The organism is Gracilimonas sp., assembly GCF_014762685.1.
Taxonomy (GTDB): domain Bacteria; phylum Bacteroidota; class Rhodothermia; order Balneolales; family Balneolaceae; genus Gracilimonas.
In genome coordinates, this window is sequence record NZ_JABURM010000008.1 from 155,892 (window position 1) to 173,963 (window position 18,072).

At 41.8% G+C, this 18,072-nt stretch carries 18 protein-coding genes; 10 read left to right on the forward strand and 8 right to left on the reverse strand.

Annotation, left to right across the window (positions count from 1 at the left end; all coding sequences use genetic code 11):
* Positions 1-107: 107 nt before the first annotated feature.
* The 8 genes from HUJ22_RS14400 to rlmN all read left to right on the forward strand — a co-directional run bounded on the left by HUJ22_RS14400 (position 108) and on the right by rlmN (position 6,334).
* Complete coding sequence (locus HUJ22_RS14400; protein WP_290878391.1) at positions 108-1,364, forward strand: hypothetical protein; 1,257 nt, start codon at positions 108-110, stop codon at positions 1,362-1,364.
* 168 nt (positions 1,365-1,532) lie between these two features.
* Entirely contained in the window at positions 1,533-2,159 is a 627-nt protein-coding gene (locus HUJ22_RS14405) for a peroxiredoxin-like family protein (protein WP_290878392.1), read from the forward strand.
* 12 nt (positions 2,160-2,171) lie between these two features.
* Positions 2,172-2,903, forward strand: a complete 732-nt coding sequence (locus tag HUJ22_RS14410) for a SprT family zinc-dependent metalloprotease (protein ID WP_290878393.1) — start codon at positions 2,172-2,174, stop codon at positions 2,901-2,903.
* Positions 2,904-2,977: 74 nt separating this feature from the next.
* The gene (locus HUJ22_RS14415; RefSeq protein ID WP_290878394.1) at positions 2,978-3,469 is read left to right on the forward strand and encodes a Spy/CpxP family protein refolding chaperone; all 492 of its coding nucleotides are present in this window, start codon (positions 2,978-2,980) and stop codon (positions 3,467-3,469) included.
* 62 nt (positions 3,470-3,531) lie between these two features.
* Positions 3,532-4,161: an RNA polymerase sigma factor gene (locus HUJ22_RS14420; protein ID WP_290878395.1), complete on the forward strand. Its 630-nt coding sequence runs from the start codon at positions 3,532-3,534 to the stop codon at positions 4,159-4,161.
* A gap of 3 nt (positions 4,162-4,164) precedes the next feature.
* Complete coding sequence (locus HUJ22_RS14425) at positions 4,165-4,512, forward strand: hypothetical protein (RefSeq protein ID WP_290878396.1); 348 nt, start codon at positions 4,165-4,167, stop codon at positions 4,510-4,512.
* 1 nt (position 4,513) lies between these two features.
* Positions 4,514-5,023 (forward strand): hypothetical protein, encoded by a 510-nt coding sequence (locus HUJ22_RS14430; RefSeq protein ID WP_290878397.1) that lies wholly within the window; start codon positions 4,514-4,516, stop codon positions 5,021-5,023.
* 195 nt (positions 5,024-5,218) lie between these two features.
* Positions 5,219-6,334 carry a 23S rRNA (adenine(2503)-C(2))-methyltransferase RlmN gene (gene rlmN / locus HUJ22_RS14435; RefSeq protein WP_290878398.1) on the forward strand — a complete coding sequence of 372 codons (1,116 nt, stop codon included), beginning with the start codon at positions 5,219-5,221 and terminating at the stop codon, positions 6,332-6,334.
* 38 nt (positions 6,335-6,372) lie between these two features.
* Here the strand turns inward: rlmN and lepB are convergent, their stop codons facing one another.
* From lepB to HUJ22_RS14470, 7 genes are all read right to left on the reverse strand, one after another.
* Positions 6,373-7,476 carry a signal peptidase I gene (gene lepB / locus HUJ22_RS14440; protein ID WP_290878399.1) on the reverse strand — a complete coding sequence of 368 codons (1,104 nt, stop codon included), beginning with the start codon at positions 7,474-7,476 and terminating at the stop codon, positions 6,373-6,375.
* A gap of 9 nt (positions 7,477-7,485) precedes the next feature.
* A complete protein-coding gene (locus tag HUJ22_RS14445; RefSeq protein WP_290878400.1) occupies positions 7,486-8,070 on the reverse strand; it encodes a hypothetical protein in 585 nt (194 codons plus the stop codon).
* A gap of 6 nt (positions 8,071-8,076) precedes the next feature.
* Positions 8,077-9,879, reverse strand: coding sequence for a translation elongation factor 4 (lepA, locus tag HUJ22_RS14450; RefSeq protein ID WP_290878401.1), 1,803 nt, complete (start codon positions 9,877-9,879; stop codon positions 8,077-8,079).
* 154 nt (positions 9,880-10,033) lie between these two features.
* Positions 10,034-10,372 (reverse strand): phosphoribosyl-ATP diphosphatase, encoded by a 339-nt coding sequence (hisE, locus tag HUJ22_RS14455; protein WP_290878402.1) that lies wholly within the window; start codon positions 10,370-10,372, stop codon positions 10,034-10,036.
* A 163-nt stretch (positions 10,373-10,535) separates the two neighbouring features.
* Positions 10,536-11,714, reverse strand: a complete 1,179-nt coding sequence (locus HUJ22_RS14460) for a lipocalin-like domain-containing protein (RefSeq protein ID WP_290878403.1) — start codon at positions 11,712-11,714, stop codon at positions 10,536-10,538.
* Between the two features lie 75 nt (positions 11,715-11,789).
* Positions 11,790-14,342, reverse strand: a complete 2,553-nt coding sequence (locus HUJ22_RS14465) for an ABC transporter permease (RefSeq protein WP_290878404.1) — start codon at positions 14,340-14,342, stop codon at positions 11,790-11,792.
* Positions 14,339-15,043, reverse strand: a complete 705-nt coding sequence (locus HUJ22_RS14470; RefSeq protein WP_290878405.1) for an ABC transporter ATP-binding protein — start codon at positions 15,041-15,043, stop codon at positions 14,339-14,341. The genes HUJ22_RS14465 and HUJ22_RS14470 overlap by 4 nt, the downstream gene beginning before the upstream one ends.
* A 124-nt stretch (positions 15,044-15,167) precedes the next feature.
* Here HUJ22_RS14470 and hisA point away from each other — a divergent pair, with 124 nt between their 5' ends.
* Positions 15,168-15,884: a 1-(5-phosphoribosyl)-5-[(5-phosphoribosylamino)methylideneamino]imidazole-4-carboxamide isomerase gene (gene hisA, locus HUJ22_RS14475; RefSeq protein WP_290878406.1), complete on the forward strand. Its 717-nt coding sequence runs from the start codon at positions 15,168-15,170 to the stop codon at positions 15,882-15,884.
* Here the strand turns inward: hisA and HUJ22_RS14480 are convergent.
* Complete coding sequence (locus tag HUJ22_RS14480) at positions 15,881-17,119, reverse strand: serpin family protein (protein WP_290878407.1); 1,239 nt, start codon at positions 17,117-17,119, stop codon at positions 15,881-15,883. The genes hisA and HUJ22_RS14480 overlap by 4 nt on opposite strands.
* A gap of 193 nt (positions 17,120-17,312) precedes the next feature.
* On the opposite strand from HUJ22_RS14480, the gene hisF reads away from it, so the two are divergent.
* Positions 17,313-18,071 (forward strand): imidazole glycerol phosphate synthase subunit HisF, encoded by a 759-nt coding sequence (gene hisF, locus HUJ22_RS14485; protein WP_290878408.1) that lies wholly within the window; start codon positions 17,313-17,315, stop codon positions 18,069-18,071.
* Position 18,072 lies beyond the last annotated feature (1 nt).

Here is an 18,072-nt window from a genome sequence, read left to right on the forward strand (position 1 = left end):
CGTTCGTAAAGATTAATCCTAAAAGATTTTTAGCTTTTTTTGCAAAGCTTAATCTTCAGCTTTCGTAAGTTGCAGGAATTAAATATTAACGTTCTATTGGTCGGACATTGTACATCAAACGCCTTTTATTTCTATTATTTTTATTCCCTTCTTCACTTCTCTACGCACAATCTGACCGTGAAGAAACAAAACAAACAATAAATGTTTTTTTGGATTGCCGCGGTTGTAACGGAAGTTACGTACGCTCTGAAGTAAACTTCATAAATTTTGTAAGAGATCAGACAGATGCAGAAGTTCATTTACTTGTAACACTGCAACAAACCGGAAGTGGGGGCTGGGAACATACCCTAAACTTTATCGGGTTGGGACACATCTCAAATAAGTCTCATATCTTAAAATTCATAAGCCCAAATTCTGATACCAATGACATGATGCGCCGCAAATTGGTGAGGCATGTTAAACTCGGCCTTATCTATTTTCTTGCGGACAGAGATGTATTATCTGATTTAAACGTAAACTTTTCCGGAACTTTAAATGAAGGCTCAGATGAAGTAGACAATACAGATCCCTGGAATAGCTGGATATTTGAAATAGGACTGAGTACAAGTTTCAGCGGGGAACAATCAAAAGGTAATTTCAGGCTTGGAGGAAATTTTGATGCAAGCAGGATAACTGATGAACTGAAAGTAAGGTTTGAATATCGCCAAAATTATAACCGGCAAGTTTTCAGAAAAGAAACTGAAACCGGCACCACTAAAGATATTTTTATAACTGAGAATCAAAACTTTACTTCATTAGTTGCCCGAAGTATAAATCAGCATTGGACTATTGGCGGGTATGCACGGGTGCGTTCCTCATCTCAGGATAATATAAACCTGAGTGTTGGCGCAACACCCTCCATTGAATACAGTTTATTCCCTTACAGAGAACATAATCGGAGAGAAGTAACTTTTAGGCTGGGCGTACTTGGTTCGTATTATGACTATACTGAAGTCACCATTCTTAATAAAAAAAATGAGTTTCTGTGGAGAAATGAACTTAACATTCGAGCCGACTTTACTCAGCCATGGGGTGGAGTTTTTGGCTGGATGAATGCAGGAACTTATGTCCATGATTTAAGCAAAAACCGCGTAAACATGGGGTTTAGGGTAAATATGAGAGTAGCCCGGGGATTATCCATTTTCTTTTCCGGGCGATATTCACTGATTAATGACCAGATTAGCCTGCCGGCCGGAGAATTAACTGAAGAGGAACGCTTGCTTAATCTAAAACAACAGGCTACTTCATATAATTATGGCGGTTCAGTGGGGTTCTCATTTAACTTTGGATCAATCTATAGTAATGTAGTAAATCCGAGATTTTAGCCATTTTTACCCGGCTTCAGCCAAATTCCTATATATATTATTTATTGATAACTTCTTTTTTATTCCGATTGAGGTTATATGATATGATCCCAAATAATTATTCTGAATTTTTTATCGGTCCCCGCCAACAATAAATATTAATATTTTAACTCCTTTATTATGCGGTATTTGTCTAAGCTACTGCTGTTGTTGTTTGTTTTAACCGTGCTTCCTTTTCAACTTCTGTTGGGGCAACAAGTGGCTCCAAGTGCCGATAAAGTTACCCCCCTCTTGATAAGCTCGGAAATTCCGGACGTCTCTCTTAAAAATATTAACGGTGAAACGCTCAGCCTCCGAACTGAAGTTGCAAAACAGCCTTCAATTCTCATTTTTTATCGTGGCGGATGGTGCCCTTATTGCAGCCGGCATCTTGCGGATCTGCATAAAATAGAGGATGAGCTCTATGAAATAGGTTACCAAATCTTAGCGATTAGCCCTGATAAACCTGAGAAACTCAAAGCTACCCTACAGAACATTGAGTTAAACTACACCCTACTTTCAGATAGCCCCATGACTGCAAGCAAAGCTTTTGGATTAGCTTTTAAAGTGGATCAGGAAACGGTAGCTCGATATAAGAGCATAGGCCTTGATCTTGAAGGCGATTCGGGACATGATCATCATTTACTCCCCGCCCCTGCCGTATATATTGTAAATACTGACGGTATCGTAAAATTCAATTACGTGAACCCAAATTATAAAGAACGCATAAACGGTGAAGTTTTGCTTACTGCAGCAAAAGCTTATTATGAAGAATAAGACAGCATCTTAATGGCGCGTAAAAAAACATTTAGCACCAGCCATTTACATATCTCAGGATTACAGGTTGAGGTTCTGCGCAAAAATGTTAAAAACCTGAACCTCAGAGTTTATCCTGCGGAACAGCAAATACGGATTTCCGTTCCCCGGCGAATTCCTGAAAAAAAAGTTATCCAATTCATACACCACAAGCTTCCCTGGATTAAAAAACATCTTTCCAACTATCAGAACAAAACGGCCCGCGAACCTCTAAGATATATCTCCGGAGAAAAACACCTCTTTCGGGGAAAGGAATATAGTCTTAAAGTCATAGAGAGGAATAAACCTCCCAATGTTTCTGTTATTGATGATGAAGTACTGATACTGCAGGTACGGCCCGGTTCTACGGCATCCAAAAAAGCTTCCGTATTAAATGAGTGGTATAGAACTGCGTTAAAGACCGAAATTCCGGAATTGATCGAAAAATGGGAAACACCCATGGGGGTTTCAGTAAAAGAATTCGGAGTAAAGTTAATGAAAACCCGTTGGGGGACATGCAATATCCGGGCTCAAAGAATTTGGCTGAACCTGGAATTAGCCAAAAAACGGCCGGAGCTACTGGAATATGTAGTAATTCATGAAATGGTGCATTTACTGGAACGACTTCATAATAAGCGCTTCTATTATTTTATGAGTCGGTTCCTGCCAAACTGGAAAGAGTTAAAAGATGAACTGAACGGCAAATCATCTATTTCTGATTGTTAATTTATACCTTCGAAGGTTTTTTCATTATCCGGCATCTAAGTAAATGAACACCAACTTAGTTGTGGAGCTTTCCCATGAAATCAATCTTAAAATTATCTGTTCTTACAGCTTTGGTTTTTGCATTGTCCGTAAACGCATCAGCACAACAACGATTAAATAATCCTGACAGGCTGCGCGGCGACCGACAAACACAAATGCAAAAAATGCGTTCAAATCAGGGTAATCAGCATCAACGGATGATGAATATGCTTGACTTGAATGAAGAACAAAGCGAGCAAATCGAAACCATTCACCTGAATGGCCAAAAAAGCATGTTGCCCCTTCGAAATACCTTGCGAGAGAAAAATGCAAGATTACGAACTCTTACCACTTCTGAAAGTTATGATGAAAAAGCTGTAAACGAAGTCATTGAAGAGATCAGCGAAATAAGAGCAGCAATGCTAACTATGCGAACTTCTCACCGCCGTCAAATACGTGAATTATTGACCGAAGAACAACGCATAAAATTTGACAGTTTCCAACAAAATTCCTTACGAAGACAGCATAAACGAGGAATAAATAAGTAGCTAGAAATCAAAATGCAGGAAGTAAAATTCCTGCATTTTATTTAAACCCTGCGGTTAGTATAATGTATCCTCAAACTGTCACTTTAAAACATATAAAAGCGAAAAAAATCGAAGAACCGGGTTTTATACAGCGGCTTGAAAATGGAGAAGAAGCGGCTTTTAAACAATTGGTAGAAGAGCATAAAGATCAGGTTTATAACACCTGTCTGGGTTTTTTGCGCAACCCGCACGATGCTGAAGATACTGCCCAGGATGTATTTATACAGGTATTTGATTCTATTGGCGATTTTAGAGAAGATGCTTCGCTTTCCACATGGATATATCGAATAGCAGTTACTAAATCTCTGGAGTTAATTCGATATCGAAAGAGAAAGAAGCGATCGGCATTTTTCGAGGCCTTGAGTTCGATGTTCAGTGAACCGGATGAAGCAGCTGATGAATCTGAATTCATGCATCCCGGACTTCAGCTTGAGAATAAAGAACGGGCTAAAATTTTATTTCGGGAAATTGAAAAATTAACAGAAAAACAACGCGTGGCCTTCACTTTGCAAAAAGTTGAAGGGTTGAGCTACCAGGAAGTAGCTGACGTTATGGAGTTAAACCTCCCTGCGGTAGAATCGCTTATATATCGGGCAAAGGAAAACCTGAAGAAGCAGTTATACAGTTATTACCAACAAAATGAACTGGACTAAATCATGAGCACAAAAAAACAAACAAATCGCGAAGTCGAAAAAACCATGCAATCGCTGGACGAAATTGAACGAGCTCAAACTGATCCGTTTTTTTACAGCCGTTTGGTTACAAAACTTGAATACCGAAATAAGATGCAATTTGAACCCAAAGAGTCTATGGAGTTTGGCTTTGCTTTTGGGGTAGCCGCGGTGCTTTTAATTGTATCACTGAATTTAATTTCAATTTCTCAATATCAGCGTTTAAATGTCGGAGACGGAGAAGTACCCGAACAACAGGAATGGGTGGAAGAATTAGCATCTGATTATCAGGTACTTGACATAAGTTACTACGAAACCTTTGAAGAAGAATAATATGGAAACCACAAAAAAATATAAATGGGCACTAACCGGATTGATCGTTATGATCTTGCTAAATGCCGCCACTTTGATCACGATCTGGATAAACCAGCCAGATGGCAAAGATTGGAGGAAACATCGTAACCAGAAACATGATCGCGGGTCAATTCAAGAATACATGAAAGATCAACTTGATATAACTGATCAACAAGCGGAAACCATTGTTGAACTTCGCCGGGAGCATTATCGGGAAATACGGTCGTTCAGAGACAGCCTTGATCAACATCGAAGAGCTTATTTTAAATTTGTAATGAGTGATGATGCCGGTGACCAGACAAAAAGAGATTCAGTATTAAACCTGCTCACAGGTCAGTATGAAAATATCGAAGGATTGCTCTATAGCCATATGACTGAAATAAAAGAGCTCTTGAATGAGGAGCAACAAGCTAAGTTTGAGAAAATGATGCTCAACACCTTCTTTAAAGAACACAATAAAAGAAAAGAAGGAAATCAGAAAGGCAACTAATTACAAGATACTCTTCCTTTATACCTTCAGTAATTAAAAACCTATGGGCATCCCGAAATTACTTAGTTGCAAAGACCTGCTTCGGTGATTTAAATATTTAGATACTGTTGAACGCATTCTATGGTTTTAAACTAATCAAGTTGAGTTCTATAGTTCATTCGATGTTCGAGCGATTATTGCGTATCTTTATTTCCTATGGATATTACCGAAACGACTCAAAAAACCGACCTCAAAGCTCTCACCAAAGACGAATTAGCCCATTTTTGTTCAGAACTGGGATTGCAAAGCTTTCGTGCCGACCAGCTCTTCCAATGGATGTATCAAAAAGGTGTTGCTGATTTTGGAGATATGACCAATCTCTCCAAAGACCTGAGAGATCAATTAAGAGAAATTGCTACGGTAAACAGGATTAAGCCGGTTCAGCAACAAGAGTCTAAAGATGGAACCATAAAGTTTTTATTTCAGCTGAATGATCCGGAAGAAGAATACAAAATTGAGGCTGTCCTTATCCCGGATTTTTTTGAAGATGGTGCGGCGCACCGGTTAACGGTTTGTGTTTCCTCACAAGTTGGGTGTGTATTCGGCTGTGCTTTTTGTGCCACCGGTAAAATGGGGCTTTTCCGAAATCTAACCCACGGGGAAATTGTAGATCAGGTTCAGTATATCAACGATATTGCGGAAGAAAAATACGGCAAGAAGATCACCAATATTGTGTACATGGGAATGGGGGAACCTCTTCATAACTACAAAGCCATTGTAAATTCAGCTCATATTATTTCTGATCCGCTCAGTATAGAACTTTCACCTAAACGTATTACCGTTTCCACAGTTGGACTGACAAAACAAATCAAGAAACTGGCGGATGACGAAGAAGAATTTAATCTGGCAATTTCTCTTCACGCCCCTACCGATGAGAAGCGGGATAAAATCATGCCTATCAATGCTTCCATGAACCTGGAAAGCCTGGAAGAAGCCGTCAGGCATTATTACAGAGTGACCGAAAAACCGCTTACCTACGAATATCTGCTTTTTGATAATTTCAATGACAGTCCTCAGGATGCCCGGGATCTTGCTAAAATTGTAAAGTGGGCCCCCAGTAAGGTAAACATCATCATGTATAATAACGTGGCCGGTGTGGAGCTTAAAAGAGCTCGCGAAGAACGCTTAGATAACTTTATGCGTGAACTCATCAAGAATGATGTAAGAGCTACCGTCCGCAGAAGCCGCGGAGATGATATTGATGCCGGGTGTGGGCAGCTTGCCATTCGGGAAGGAGCACCCAAAGGAAAAACCATGGCGAAAGAAGAGTAGTCAGAATTCAGAAGTTACTGAGTCCTGACTTCTGAGTCCTACTTAATTACTGTGAAGATGCGATCGAAACGAGGAACAAAGTTATCCGTTGAGAACCAGACCAGCGATGCCTTTCCAATAACATGATCTTCGGGTACAAATCCCCAAAACCGGGAATCCTGACTGTTGTCCCTGTTATCCCCCATGCCAAAATAATAGTTTTGCTTTATGGTATAGGTATTGGTCTCTTCGCCATTGATAAAAATTGAATCCCCTTCTCGTCGCAATTCATTACGCTCATATCTTTCAATAATGTCTTTATATACGTACCAATTCTCACTGGTTATCTCAATTTCCTGACCTTCAAACGGTACTACAATTTCCGGAAGCTGATCGGAGTTATTGAAAGCCTTGGAAAAGTCACCTGCACTTTGAACGTAATTACGATCCACCCTTCCTTCCGGCATCACATTTAAATACATGGTGTCAACTTCAGCCCAATTATTTACCGTTTCAGCCACATCTTTCGTCATATTCACGATATAAGTGTCCTGGTTGTTATAACCGATCAGCTCTCCACCAACCGATTCCATTTTTGCACTGCTTAAGCGTACCCGGTCAGCCATTCGCAAAACATAATGATGCTGTACGCCCTCATGCGATTTTTCTACCTCGCCATTTATATACAAGGTTTTATCTTTTATGGAGATCGTATCACCGGCAATAGCTGCTGCCCGTTTGATATAATTGGTTTTTTGTGAAACAGGCTTAACTTCCCAGGGTACATTAAACACAAAAATATCATTGCGTTCTATATCACGAAGGCCGGGTAAACGCGTCCACGGTAGCTGAACACCCGGAACACACCATCCTTGTAAAAAAGGCACACAAAGTCCCATCGGAGTTCTTGGTCCATAGGTAATGTTAGAGACAATTAGAAGATCACCGGTCATTAAGGTTTTTTCCATCGACGGTGTCGGGATCTTATAGGAGCCAAAAAGAAATGCGCGAAGAATAGCGGCAGCTATAAAAGCAAAAACAATGGCATCAATCCATTCCCGAAGCCATGATTTTGCCTTTTTATTTTCTTCCTCTGCTTTGTCCTTCTTTCTTTTCCAATATGAGCTGATTCCCTGCTCATCGGGATTTTTATTTTCTTCCAAGATTCACGTTTATTTAAGTTTTATATGCGAGGGTTGTTTTATTTCCTCTTTCTTGTATTCGCCGGACGCATAAGATACTTTAAACCATTGCTCGCGTTCCGGTGAGTAAAAATAATCAACATATTCCTTAGGAGACGCTTCCCTTAACTCTTTAGTAAGGGTGCGTTTTACCTGTGGCATTAAATCCACATAGCGGCTGGCCCCAACATATACCAATCCATTGTCAAATGGGCCTTCCAAATCCAACACCATCATCGGTATATAGCCGTCAATGATAAACCAATATTCAAACTGAATGGATTTTCCATCCCGCAGATACCCGTCTTTTTTAATGATGTCTTCCACGGTTTGCGTGGGATCCCCATAGGCACTTTGCAATACCGCCCGGATTTCAATAGCCGGCATTCTGTCTAACTCATTGTACCGGAATCCCTGTCCCGTCCATTTAATATCAGAAAATTGAGACTGAAATTTAGCCCGGTCTTCATGTTCAACTTTTTTAATCACGGGCTCTTCAAACTGCGCCTGTGCGGCAGTTGAAATCATCACCATCATGATAAAAAAGAAAAGTATTCGTTTTGTTAATTGCTGCATAGTTTTTTACCTGTCGTCTTCATCCATAGATAGTACGGCAAGGAATGCTTCCTGAGGTATTTCAACCGTTCCTACCTGTTTCATTCTTTTCTTACCTTCTTTTTGTTTTTCGAGCAGTTTTCGTTTCCGCGAAATATCACCGCCATAACATTTGGCCGTAACATCCTTACGCATGGCACGAACCGTGTCACGGGCTATAATCCTGCTTCCGATAGCTGCCTGTACAGCTACTTCAAACTGCTGCTGAGGAATAAGTTCCTTCAATTTTGCACAAACTTTCCGACCAAGGTAATAAGCCTTGTCACGATGGGTAATACTTGACAGTGCATCTACCTGATCGCCGTTCAGCATGATGTCTAAACGAACTAAATCACCTTTTCGGTATTCAATAAATTCATAATCCAGGGACGCATATCCTCGCGTTCCTGATTTAAGGCGGTCGTAAAAATCAAATACAACTTCCGCCATCGGTAGTTCATACGTAATTTCAACCCGATTATTCTGCATAAACAGCTGATTTACATAAATCCCTCTCCGATCCTGGCATAATTTCATAATTGGGCCAATATAATCAGCCGGCGTAATAATACTCGCTTTTATATAAGGTTCATATATGGCGTCAATATCTCCCACTTCCGGCATTTGACTGGGGTTGTCAACTTCAATGCGTCCGCCGTCTTCAAGTTCAACTTCGTACTGAACATTGGGAACCGTTGTTATAATGTCGATATCAAATTCACGGTCGAGTCGCTCTTGCACAATTTCCATGTGGAGTAACCCAAGGAAACCGGCACGAAACCCAAAACCAAGTGCTTTGGAAGTTTCCGGCTCATAGGATAATGAAGCATCATTCAGCTGAAGTTTTTCGAGGGCCGCACGAAGGTCTTCAAAATCATCCGAATCCGTTGGAAAAATCCCGCTGAACACCATGGGCTTTGCTTCCTGATAACCCGGAATCGGTGTTTCGGCAGGATTGTCTACTTTGGTAATGGTATCGCCAACACGCACATCCTGCAGCGATTTCACGCTTCCGATCACGTATCCAACTTCACCGGCTCTTAATTCTTTAGTCGGCTCTTTTTTCATCTTCAAGTAGCCAATTTCTTCAGCGTAATATTCTTCTTTATTGGCCATGAATTTGAACAAATCCCCTTTTCTCAATACTCCTTCCATAACGCGTACATAGGCAACAGAACCACGATAGGTATTGAAAATCGAATCAAAAATAAGAGCGCGAAGGGGTTTGTCTTCTTCCCTTTTTGGGCCGGGAACTCGTTCTACAATTGCCTCAAGTAATTCCTTAACCCCTTCCCCGGTTTTTCCTGAAACGTGTAAAATTTCTTCATAATCACAGCCGATTAAATCTACAATTTGCTGTCCGATACCTTCAGGGTCTGCGCCGGGTAAATCAATCTTATTCAATACCGGAATAATCTCAAGGTTTTGATCGATAGCCTGATACAGGTTTGAAATGGTCTGAGCTTCAATTCCCTGGGCGGCATCTACAATTAAGAGTGCTCCTTCACAAGCTTTCAGGGCCCGGGAAACTTCATACGCAAAATCCACATGACCCGGAGTATCTATGAGATTAAAAATATACTCCTCACCATTGGGACGCTTATAATCCATACGGATCGCGTGACTCTTGATGGTAATGCCGCGTTCACGCTCCAATTCCATATCGTCCAGCATCTGCTCCTTCATATCCCGTTCACTGATGGAACCGGTAAGCTGAAGCAAACGATCTGCCAATGTTGATTTCCCATGGTCAATATGGGCAATGATGCAAAAATTTCGAATATTATTCATGAATTAAACAGGATATGGTGCGTCTCACTTAAGCAAGAAAGATACAAAGAAGGTTGGAGCTGTTAAAATATGGTTATTGGTTATTTGTGAAACAGTTATTTGGTATATCATCTTTAGAAAATACAGCCAGTAACCATTAACGAATAACTAACAACTATTCTCCAATATGCTTATGCGTGCCTTTGCTGTGCCGTTTTCGGAGCTTTTTTATCACTTTATGCAGGGGGATTTCTTTTTCGGCAAGCAGCAACATCAGGTGGAAAATCAGATCCGCCGCTTCGTTGATAGTCTCTTTGTCCTTATTATTTTTTGAAGCAATCACCGTTTCAACTGCTTCTTCCCCGACCTTCTGAGCGATCTTATCAATTCCTTTTTTGAACATGGAGGTGGTATAAGAACCATCCGGCATCTCTTCTTTTCGGTCATAGATCAATTCTTCCAGTTCCACCAGAAATTCGTAATCCTTTTGTGTAATCGTTTTGATATCAGCCATGCTCAATTAAAATCCTGTTTGCGTTTTGCAGGTGTGAAGTTCTCCAATTTATCCCACCCAAACAACGTGTTTTCTGAAAATTAACATTGGGTTTTTGAGTGTAAGGTGAAAAGATAAAAGTGAAAGGTTCTTACACTTGTTACTTTCACCTTGATCCTTGTACCTAATCCTGCTCATAACCCGTCATCTCAATAAAACCATTTCCAGTGATTTCCTGCCCGTCCATTTCGCCTGAGATCCCCAATGTGCCTTCAAAATATCGTACCGAGACATCCATTTCCTGATCCGGAAAAAGTGTAGCCAACTCTAATTCCAAATCAAACCTTGGAATCTTCATATTCCATCGCGAAGGATAAATGGATCGGCTGTGTGGGCTTTCCCAGGTATCCAGCACCTCTAACTTCACATCTTGCGGATTGATCGTCGTTTTATTTCCATCCGGATCGATAAGCGAACCTATAGTAAAAGCACTGACCGAACCATCACTGTTTCTTAATTGATAATACATCAGATCGTAGCCGTTGGATAACTGAATGGAAAACCAATCCCAGCCCTCCTGATTTTCATCCAGGGCCGAGGTGCTCCACTCGTGATCCATCCAGCTTAACCCAGAAACCGGATATTCCTGCCCGTCTTTTGTGATCACTCCTTTCGTTTCCATTCGGGTGAAGGCTAAATAGTAGGAAGCATTTCCTTCTTCAGCACCTTTTTTGTCGTAGCCTTCTTCTCCTTGAAGCACCAATGGTTTTGCCGGAGTGATGTCCAGTTCAATAGAATCACCGTCTTCCATCATTGCCCTAACTCGTACCGGAAAATTTTTGCCGTCGGTAATTTCCGATGTGATGCGCTCAATCTCCCAATCTTCCAGCCAAATTCGATAGGGTTCCGTCTGGGCGCCGGCCAAGCCGACAGCACCTCTGCTGTATCGTTCTTCAAATACATGTTCTTCATTTTCAACATCAGAAATGGCAAAATGACCTAAGTAAAGCTGGTTGGTGTTCCAGTCTTGGCTATATGCTTCTCCTTTAGCAGTACTTTCTGGCGGACTGATTTGATTTCGAAAAATGGTAAACTGATAGCCAAACTGTCGTCCGTTTTCCGTGAACACATTTCCGGTGTAATACCACCATTCCGTCCGAAAACCCGGGTGTGGGCCGTGATCTTCCGGGAAAACAAACTCTCTCGGCCCTGTTGCCCGTAAATATCCCTCATCATCTCCACCACCCATTGCTTCGGCTACAGAAACGGATGCACGAATCTCTTGCTTCTGCTTCGGCCACAGCCATACGATTCCTGCAATAAATGTAAGTACCAATACATACCAATAAAGTTTTTTCATCATCTCAGTATCCCTGAATTGATATTATACAAGCGAAACACTTGCACTGGTTAATCATAAATTTTTCATCAACATATCTCATTCATTCCGTAATGCATCAGCAGGATTGGCTTTCGACATCTTCCAGGAGGGGTACAAGCCGGCCAGTAAAGCGGCAATTATTGCCAGGAAAACAGCTTCAAGCAGCACACTCCATGGTATAACAAACTGGAGTGTCCATCCGAATGAACGCAGGTTAATTACATATACAAGGATGTAAGCCATCAATATTCCCAGCGGAACCGAAAGAATTCCGGCCATCACGCCCATCACTCCTGTTTGGGTGATTACATAATTCCAAAGCTGCCCGGGGGTCATTCCATTTGCCCTGAGCACTGCCAATTCTCTGGATCGTTCTAACTGAAGTGCCATTAATGCGCTTAAAACACCTATAAAAGCCACTAAAATAGCCAGCATTCTCAACACAACTGTTACCGTAAAGGTACGGTCAAATATTTCGATGGAGGCTTCCCTCAAACCACGGTTCGAACGGATAAAAACATCCTGTATTCCATTTGATTGCTCCCTCAGTCGCTCGATCAATTCATCCACTTCCACACCGTCGGCTGCATACAATGCCAGCCCCGAAATTGCATCATCATCATCAAAATACTGATCATAGATATGGCGACTGATGGTAATGGTGCCAATATCCGAAGCGTAATCAAAATTAATGGCCTGAATTTCGAAGCCGGCCTTTCCCTCATCCGTTTCTATGAAAAGTGAGTCACCCAAACTCACATTATTTCGATAACCATATACTTCAGAAACCATAATGATATTTTCCCGGGTATACCGTTGCCAGAAATTATTCCGGCTTTCTTTCAGCTCATAGGTAGTTTGAGCGGCAATTCCCTGGTCAATCGCTACTAAATTATCGGTTCCTTTATTGGTTCGGACATCCACACTGCGAACGGTATGTGCTTCAGTCACCCCCTCTGTTTCTATAAGGAGATTGACCAACATGGGCTCCAGTTCGGAATCTGCTTTTCGGGCCACTGAACTTGGTGGCTGTACATACACATCCGCCTGAAGCTGAGCTTCCAGCCATGATACCACCGTGGTTCTGAAACTGTCCACCATCACCCCAACTCCAACAGTTGCGGCTACAGCTACCACTAATGCGGCGATAGCAACGGAAGTTCTGCTAAGTTCCGTTACTATACCCCGAACGGCCATTTTTCCAATCAATCCGCTAATTTTTCCCAATATCGGGCGAAATAGTTTTGCCATTCCCTCGATCAAAAGTGGAATAATGAGTGAAAACCCAATGATCATGAACAAAAGAGAGGAATAGCCGGCTAAAATTCCTCCACCCGGAATCATTATAATGCCAACTCCGGCTAAGCCAATCAGCAACCCAAAAATTGAAAGAAGAAAAATTCGGCCGGTTATTTTTGATTCGCTGCTGGAACGTCTCAATACCGTGGAAACCTCGGCTTGTGAAGCCTCTCGCGCCGGCCAAAAAGCAGCGATCAGCGTGGCAAAAATTCCTAACACCGCTCCTTTGGCCAGCGGAAATAACCCAAGGGATAGTTCCTGCACCGACAGTACAAAATACAGGTCGTTGATGGACTGTGTAACCAACTTTACCAATCCCTGGGCCAGGATAATACCGGATACAATGCCAATCAATGTTCCTAAAAATCCAATCAAAAGTGCTTCTTTGAGGATGGTAATCAGAATCTCATTCCGTGTTACCCCCAAAGCACGAAGCCGGCCGATCAGCGGACGACGCTGAACCACAGAAAAAGTCATGGTATTATAGATCAAAAACATCCCCACTAAAAGCGCCAGCATGCTTAAGGCCTGAAGATTAAACTCAAAAGCACGGGTCATTTGAGCAACTGTTTCTGTGCGGGAATCGGAACGGACAATAGAGGTTCCCTCAGGAAGAAATTCTTTTATCTTCTGTTCTGCTGAATCGGTTTCATTTTCCGGCAAGATCAGATCGATCCGGGTTAACATTCCCTGCATATTATACAAACGCTGAGCAGTACTGACATCAACTACCACCAAGCTTTCAAGCGCCTGCTGACTTCGGTCATTTCCGGCTTCAATGAGCCCAATGAGCTTGAGCTGAAAATCCTTTCCGCCCACAACCAACTGCAATGTATCTCCAATTTCGGTTTCCAATTCCCGGGCCACCGACTCTGCAATTAAGCCCGTATTTTCGCCGCTCATAAATTCTGATAATTCAATACCGGTCTCCTGACTGGCAAAATCCCTGAACGGAGCTTCAGCAATCGGGTCTACTCCCAGCACCTGGAAAGTTCGGTTCATTCCTTCGACGCGGGCATAGCCCTCTACAACAGGGGCTGATTGCCTGATTTTAGCTTTTACTCTAATATCGCGGTACACTTTTTCATCCAGGCTTTCACCTGCTCCCCTAACCTGATGTGTCGCCTTTCCTGTCACTGCTTCAGTTGATAAAGAAAAAGCTTTTTTAGCACTTGAGTTCGACAAATCAATGGAGATGACGACTGCAACTCCGAGGGCTACACCCAAAATAGAAAGCAGAAAATGCCAGGGATGGCGAATCAAAAACCTGAAACTGGAAAGCCAAAGTAGATTCGAGTTGTTATTGCTCATAATTGCACAGCTGAATCTTCGACTTCCGTCAACTTACCACCGCGAATCTCCAACACCCGGTCCGCAATTTTGCAGATGTCACGGTCGTGCGTAGCCAAAATAATGGTGCGACCATTTTTACGAACCAGATTTTCTAAGATGTCGAGAATTTGCTTCCCGGTTTCATAGTCCAAATTACCGGTAGGTTCATCAGCCAAAATTAACATGGGTTCGTGAGCCAGTGCACGGGCAATAGCCACCCGTTGCTGTTCTCCTCCGGAAAGCCGGTCCGGGTAACTGTCACCCCGATCACCTAGTCCCACATCTTGTAAAAACTGATCAGCTTTGCTTAGGGTTTCTTCATCTGTTACGCCTTTTAGCTTTAGGGGAAGCAATACGTTTTCATAGGCGTTAAGAGTTGATATTAAGTTGAAGGACTGAAACACAAAGCCAATGTTTTTACGCCGGAAAAGAGTACGCTCTTTCTCATTGAGCTCAGCAAGATTGGTCCCGCCTATTATTACCGCTCCGGAATCAGGCTTGTCTATTCCACTTACTAAATTTAGCAGAGTACTTTTCCCGGAACCCGACCGGCCAAGCAGTACAATCAACTCTCCTTCCGTTATAGATAATTCCAAATCGTCCAATACCGCCCGGGTTTTGTCTCCCTCTTGGTAACTTTTGGTCAGCTTATTGAGCCGGATGTATGCCTTGTCTTTCATCTAATTAATTTCATTAATAAATACTCCGACCAAACATCACCAAGCTTTTATTTGTTCCTGATTTTAAATGATTAATGATTCTCTAACACTTTACCCCTACCTTTGCAGCAAAAAAAAAGATCTTATGCAAACTATTCCTGCTATCGACCTCCTGAACGGACAAGCCGTTCGCCTTCATAAAGGCTCCTATGAGGAAGTTACTGTTTACGACAAATCCCCCCTCAATCAGGCGAAAAAATTTAAGGAAGCAGGATTTAATCATATTCATGTGGTTGACCTGAACGGTGCCAAAGAAGGGAAGTTTGTAAATCTTCCACACATCAAAGAAATCATTAAGGAGCTTGGGATTTCCGTCCAAACCGGCGGTGGAATCCGGGTTTTTGATGATGTAGAAATGCTATTGGACGCCGGTCTTTCAAAGGTAATTTGCAGCTCCATGGCCATCAAAAATGAAAAAGACTGGCTTAAGTCTTTGGAAGAATACCCCGGGAATATGATCCTCGGCATGGACCTGAAAGATGGGAAAATTGCTTACTCCGGGTGGCTTGAGACAGCAGAAGAATCTATGGATTCTTTTTTGAGCCGGATGATAGATCACGGGTTGCAAGAAGTTCTTTGCACAGATATTTCTAAAGACGGAACGCTCTCTGGGCCCAATTTCGAGCTTTACAATTCCCTTAAGAAGGATTTCCCACAGATCAGGATCATAGCTTCAGGCGGAGTATCCTCTATGGAGGATCTGCAGAAACTGGATAAAGCTGATATTGATGCCGTGGTTATTGGCAAGGCTTATTACGAGAACCGCATTTCGTTAGAAGCCATGGCAAATTTTAACAACTAAACACCCGGGTTATTAATTTTACCCATAAACAAAATGGCCCCGCTGTTTTGTTCTCGTGTCACAAACACAAAAGGCCGGTTCACTGAAAATGTTTGCGGTGCAGAAGTAACTTCTATAGCCACTGAAGTTACCGCAGCGGCCTCGGTACCTGCTTCATCCACCTTTATAAAGGTTTTATGCTTTACCTCACTGATAGATAAGCCTCCATTGGAATTGATACCGGTCAAATCAGCTTTACTGCCGTTAAAAGCATCCTCCATTCCCATAGAAATCAGAATGTCATTTAACTTCACTTTATACTCCAATTCAAATTTCGGAAACCTGAGAGGTATTTCACTTCCTGATAAATTTGCAGTCCACGAATCAAAATTCTCTTTGGTTAAATCCTGCTCGATGAACTCATTCAAGATAGTCCCCTCGTCAGCAGGCATCATCACAGTCATGCTAAATAGGCTATCGCCATATGGCAAGTCTATCATATGCACTTTATCAGAAAAGTGAGTGTTGAAATCTCTTTTTTGACTCATCATATCTACCATCACCTGCTCTCCATTTTCCAGATAAAAAGGCCCTTCCTGCGTATCTTCTTTATCAAACTGATACATCCAATCTCCTTTAAAATAAATGGCATTTATCAGGTACATAATCATTTCAGCGGGGATACCTCCTTCAATAATTTGTTCAATCAGACCATTGGTGTTATCGGAAACCCAATCATTAATAATATCGACAGAAGCCGGATCATCGAAATCAAGCTCACGAGCCTCAGCATTAAAATATTCCTCCAGGTTATCCGTGAATTCTTCTTCTATGGGAAAGCCTTGCCGGCTCCAAACTGAATTGGCAATTTCCATTTTTACTTTTGGATCCGCATTCATCAACAGCTCGATTAAGGTTTGGTAGCCTGAATTAATCTCTTCCATATCAAGCCCCTGAAAAGCCAGTGTCTCACGCATTTGATTATAGGTTTCTCCACGTGCTCCATTCATAGTCATACCAAGCGCCAAAGAAATACTAAGAGGCGAAATAAAAATATTCTCAGACTCATCTCCCAAAACGGTGCTCTTGAACATATTAAAGCTAAAAGACTGCCCGTTTTCCACCAATTCCATCTCGACTTTTGACAATTCTCTTGGAAGTTCTCCATTCAAATCAGGCCCGGTCACAGAACTGGTACACCCTGTTAAATAAATAAGAATGGAAAAAATGATTAACAGTAAATGATTGCCTTTCATAATGTTCTCCTGTTTATTGGATAATGTATCATAATAAATGAAATACGAGCAATAAAATTGTGAGCAATTTTCTGGAATGCTGAAATTCCTTTCTTTTTACCTGAATGAAAAACACGTTTAGATAATTTTCTATATTCCTTTTTAAAATTATTTCAAAGCAACCTCATCGGTTTTACTGAATACAAACAACCTCATGCTCACTAAAAGAATTATCCCCTGTCTCGATATTAAAAATGGACGCACTGTAAAAGGCGTGAACTTTGAAGGGCTGCGTGATGCCGGAGATCCGGTTGAATTGGCCAAACGATACAGTGAGGAAGGTGCGGACGAGCTTGTTTTTCTGGATATAACAGCCACCCTGGAAAAGAGAAAAACACTGGTTGATTTGGTTAAAAGAATTGCCGCTGAAATTAATATCCCGTTTACCGTTGGGGGCGGCATCAAAACGGTGGATGAAATCGAAGAGTTATTAAAATCCGGTGCTGATAAAGTTTCCCTGAACAGCAGTATTGTTAAAAACCCCGATTTGATCAATGAAGCATCTGCTATTTTTGGAGCACAGGCTATAGTAGCTGCCGTAGATGCCAAAAAGAAAGGTGACAGCTGGAATGTATACATCAAAGGCGGAACAGAAGATACCGGACTGGATGCCCTGGAATGGATGAAGGAAGTGGAAGAACGGGGAGCCGGTGAAATTTTATTAACCAGCATGGATCGTGACGGAACCAAAAGTGGCTTTGATATCGAGATCCTTCAGAAAGTAAATGAAGTTGTCAATATTCCGGTAATTGCAAGCGGAGGAGCCGGAACCATACAGCATTGTATTGATGCGATACAACTGGCTAATGTAGATGCGGTATTGGCGGCAAGCATATTCCATTTCAAGGAAATTGAAATCAAAGATCTAAAAGCCCGGATGGGAAAAGCGGGAATTGAAGTTCGCCCTGTTTGAT

What these genes read in the sequence shown, in the direction of transcription:
- hisA (WP_290878406.1), top strand. Translation starts at nt 15,168, where the DNA reads ATGCAAACTATTCCTGCTATCGACCTCCTGAACGGACAAGCCGTTCGC.
- HUJ22_RS14465 (WP_290878404.1), bottom strand. Translation starts at nt 14,342, where the DNA reads ATGAGCAATAACAACTCGAATCTACTTTGGCTTTCCAGTTTCAGGTTT.
- HUJ22_RS14470 (WP_290878405.1), bottom strand. Translation starts at nt 15,043, where the DNA reads ATGAAAGACAAGGCATACATCCGGCTCAATAAGCTGACCAAAAGTTAC.
- lepA (WP_290878401.1), bottom strand. Translation starts at nt 9,879, where the DNA reads ATGAATAATATTCGAAATTTTTGCATCATTGCCCATATTGACCATGGG.
- HUJ22_RS14415 (WP_290878394.1), top strand. Translation starts at nt 2,978, where the DNA reads ATGAAATCAATCTTAAAATTATCTGTTCTTACAGCTTTGGTTTTTGCA.
- HUJ22_RS14460 (WP_290878403.1), bottom strand. Translation starts at nt 11,714, where the DNA reads ATGATGAAAAAACTTTATTGGTATGTATTGGTACTTACATTTATTGCA.
- hisE (WP_290878402.1), bottom strand. Translation starts at nt 10,372, where the DNA reads ATGGCTGATATCAAAACGATTACACAAAAGGATTACGAATTTCTGGTG.
- rlmN (WP_290878398.1), top strand. Translation starts at nt 5,219, where the DNA reads ATGGATATTACCGAAACGACTCAAAAAACCGACCTCAAAGCTCTCACC.
- HUJ22_RS14445 (WP_290878400.1), bottom strand. Translation starts at nt 8,070, where the DNA reads ATGCAGCAATTAACAAAACGAATACTTTTCTTTTTTATCATGATGGTG.
- hisF (WP_290878408.1), top strand. Translation starts at nt 17,313, where the DNA reads ATGCTCACTAAAAGAATTATCCCCTGTCTCGATATTAAAAATGGACGC.
- HUJ22_RS14430 (WP_290878397.1), top strand. Translation starts at nt 4,514, where the DNA reads ATGGAAACCACAAAAAAATATAAATGGGCACTAACCGGATTGATCGTT.
- HUJ22_RS14410 (WP_290878393.1), top strand. Translation starts at nt 2,172, where the DNA reads ATGGCGCGTAAAAAAACATTTAGCACCAGCCATTTACATATCTCAGGA.
- HUJ22_RS14480 (WP_290878407.1), bottom strand. Translation starts at nt 17,119, where the DNA reads ATGAAAGGCAATCATTTACTGTTAATCATTTTTTCCATTCTTATTTAT.
- HUJ22_RS14425 (WP_290878396.1), top strand. Translation starts at nt 4,165, where the DNA reads ATGAGCACAAAAAAACAAACAAATCGCGAAGTCGAAAAAACCATGCAA.
- HUJ22_RS14420 (WP_290878395.1), top strand. Translation starts at nt 3,532, where the DNA reads ATGTATCCTCAAACTGTCACTTTAAAACATATAAAAGCGAAAAAAATC.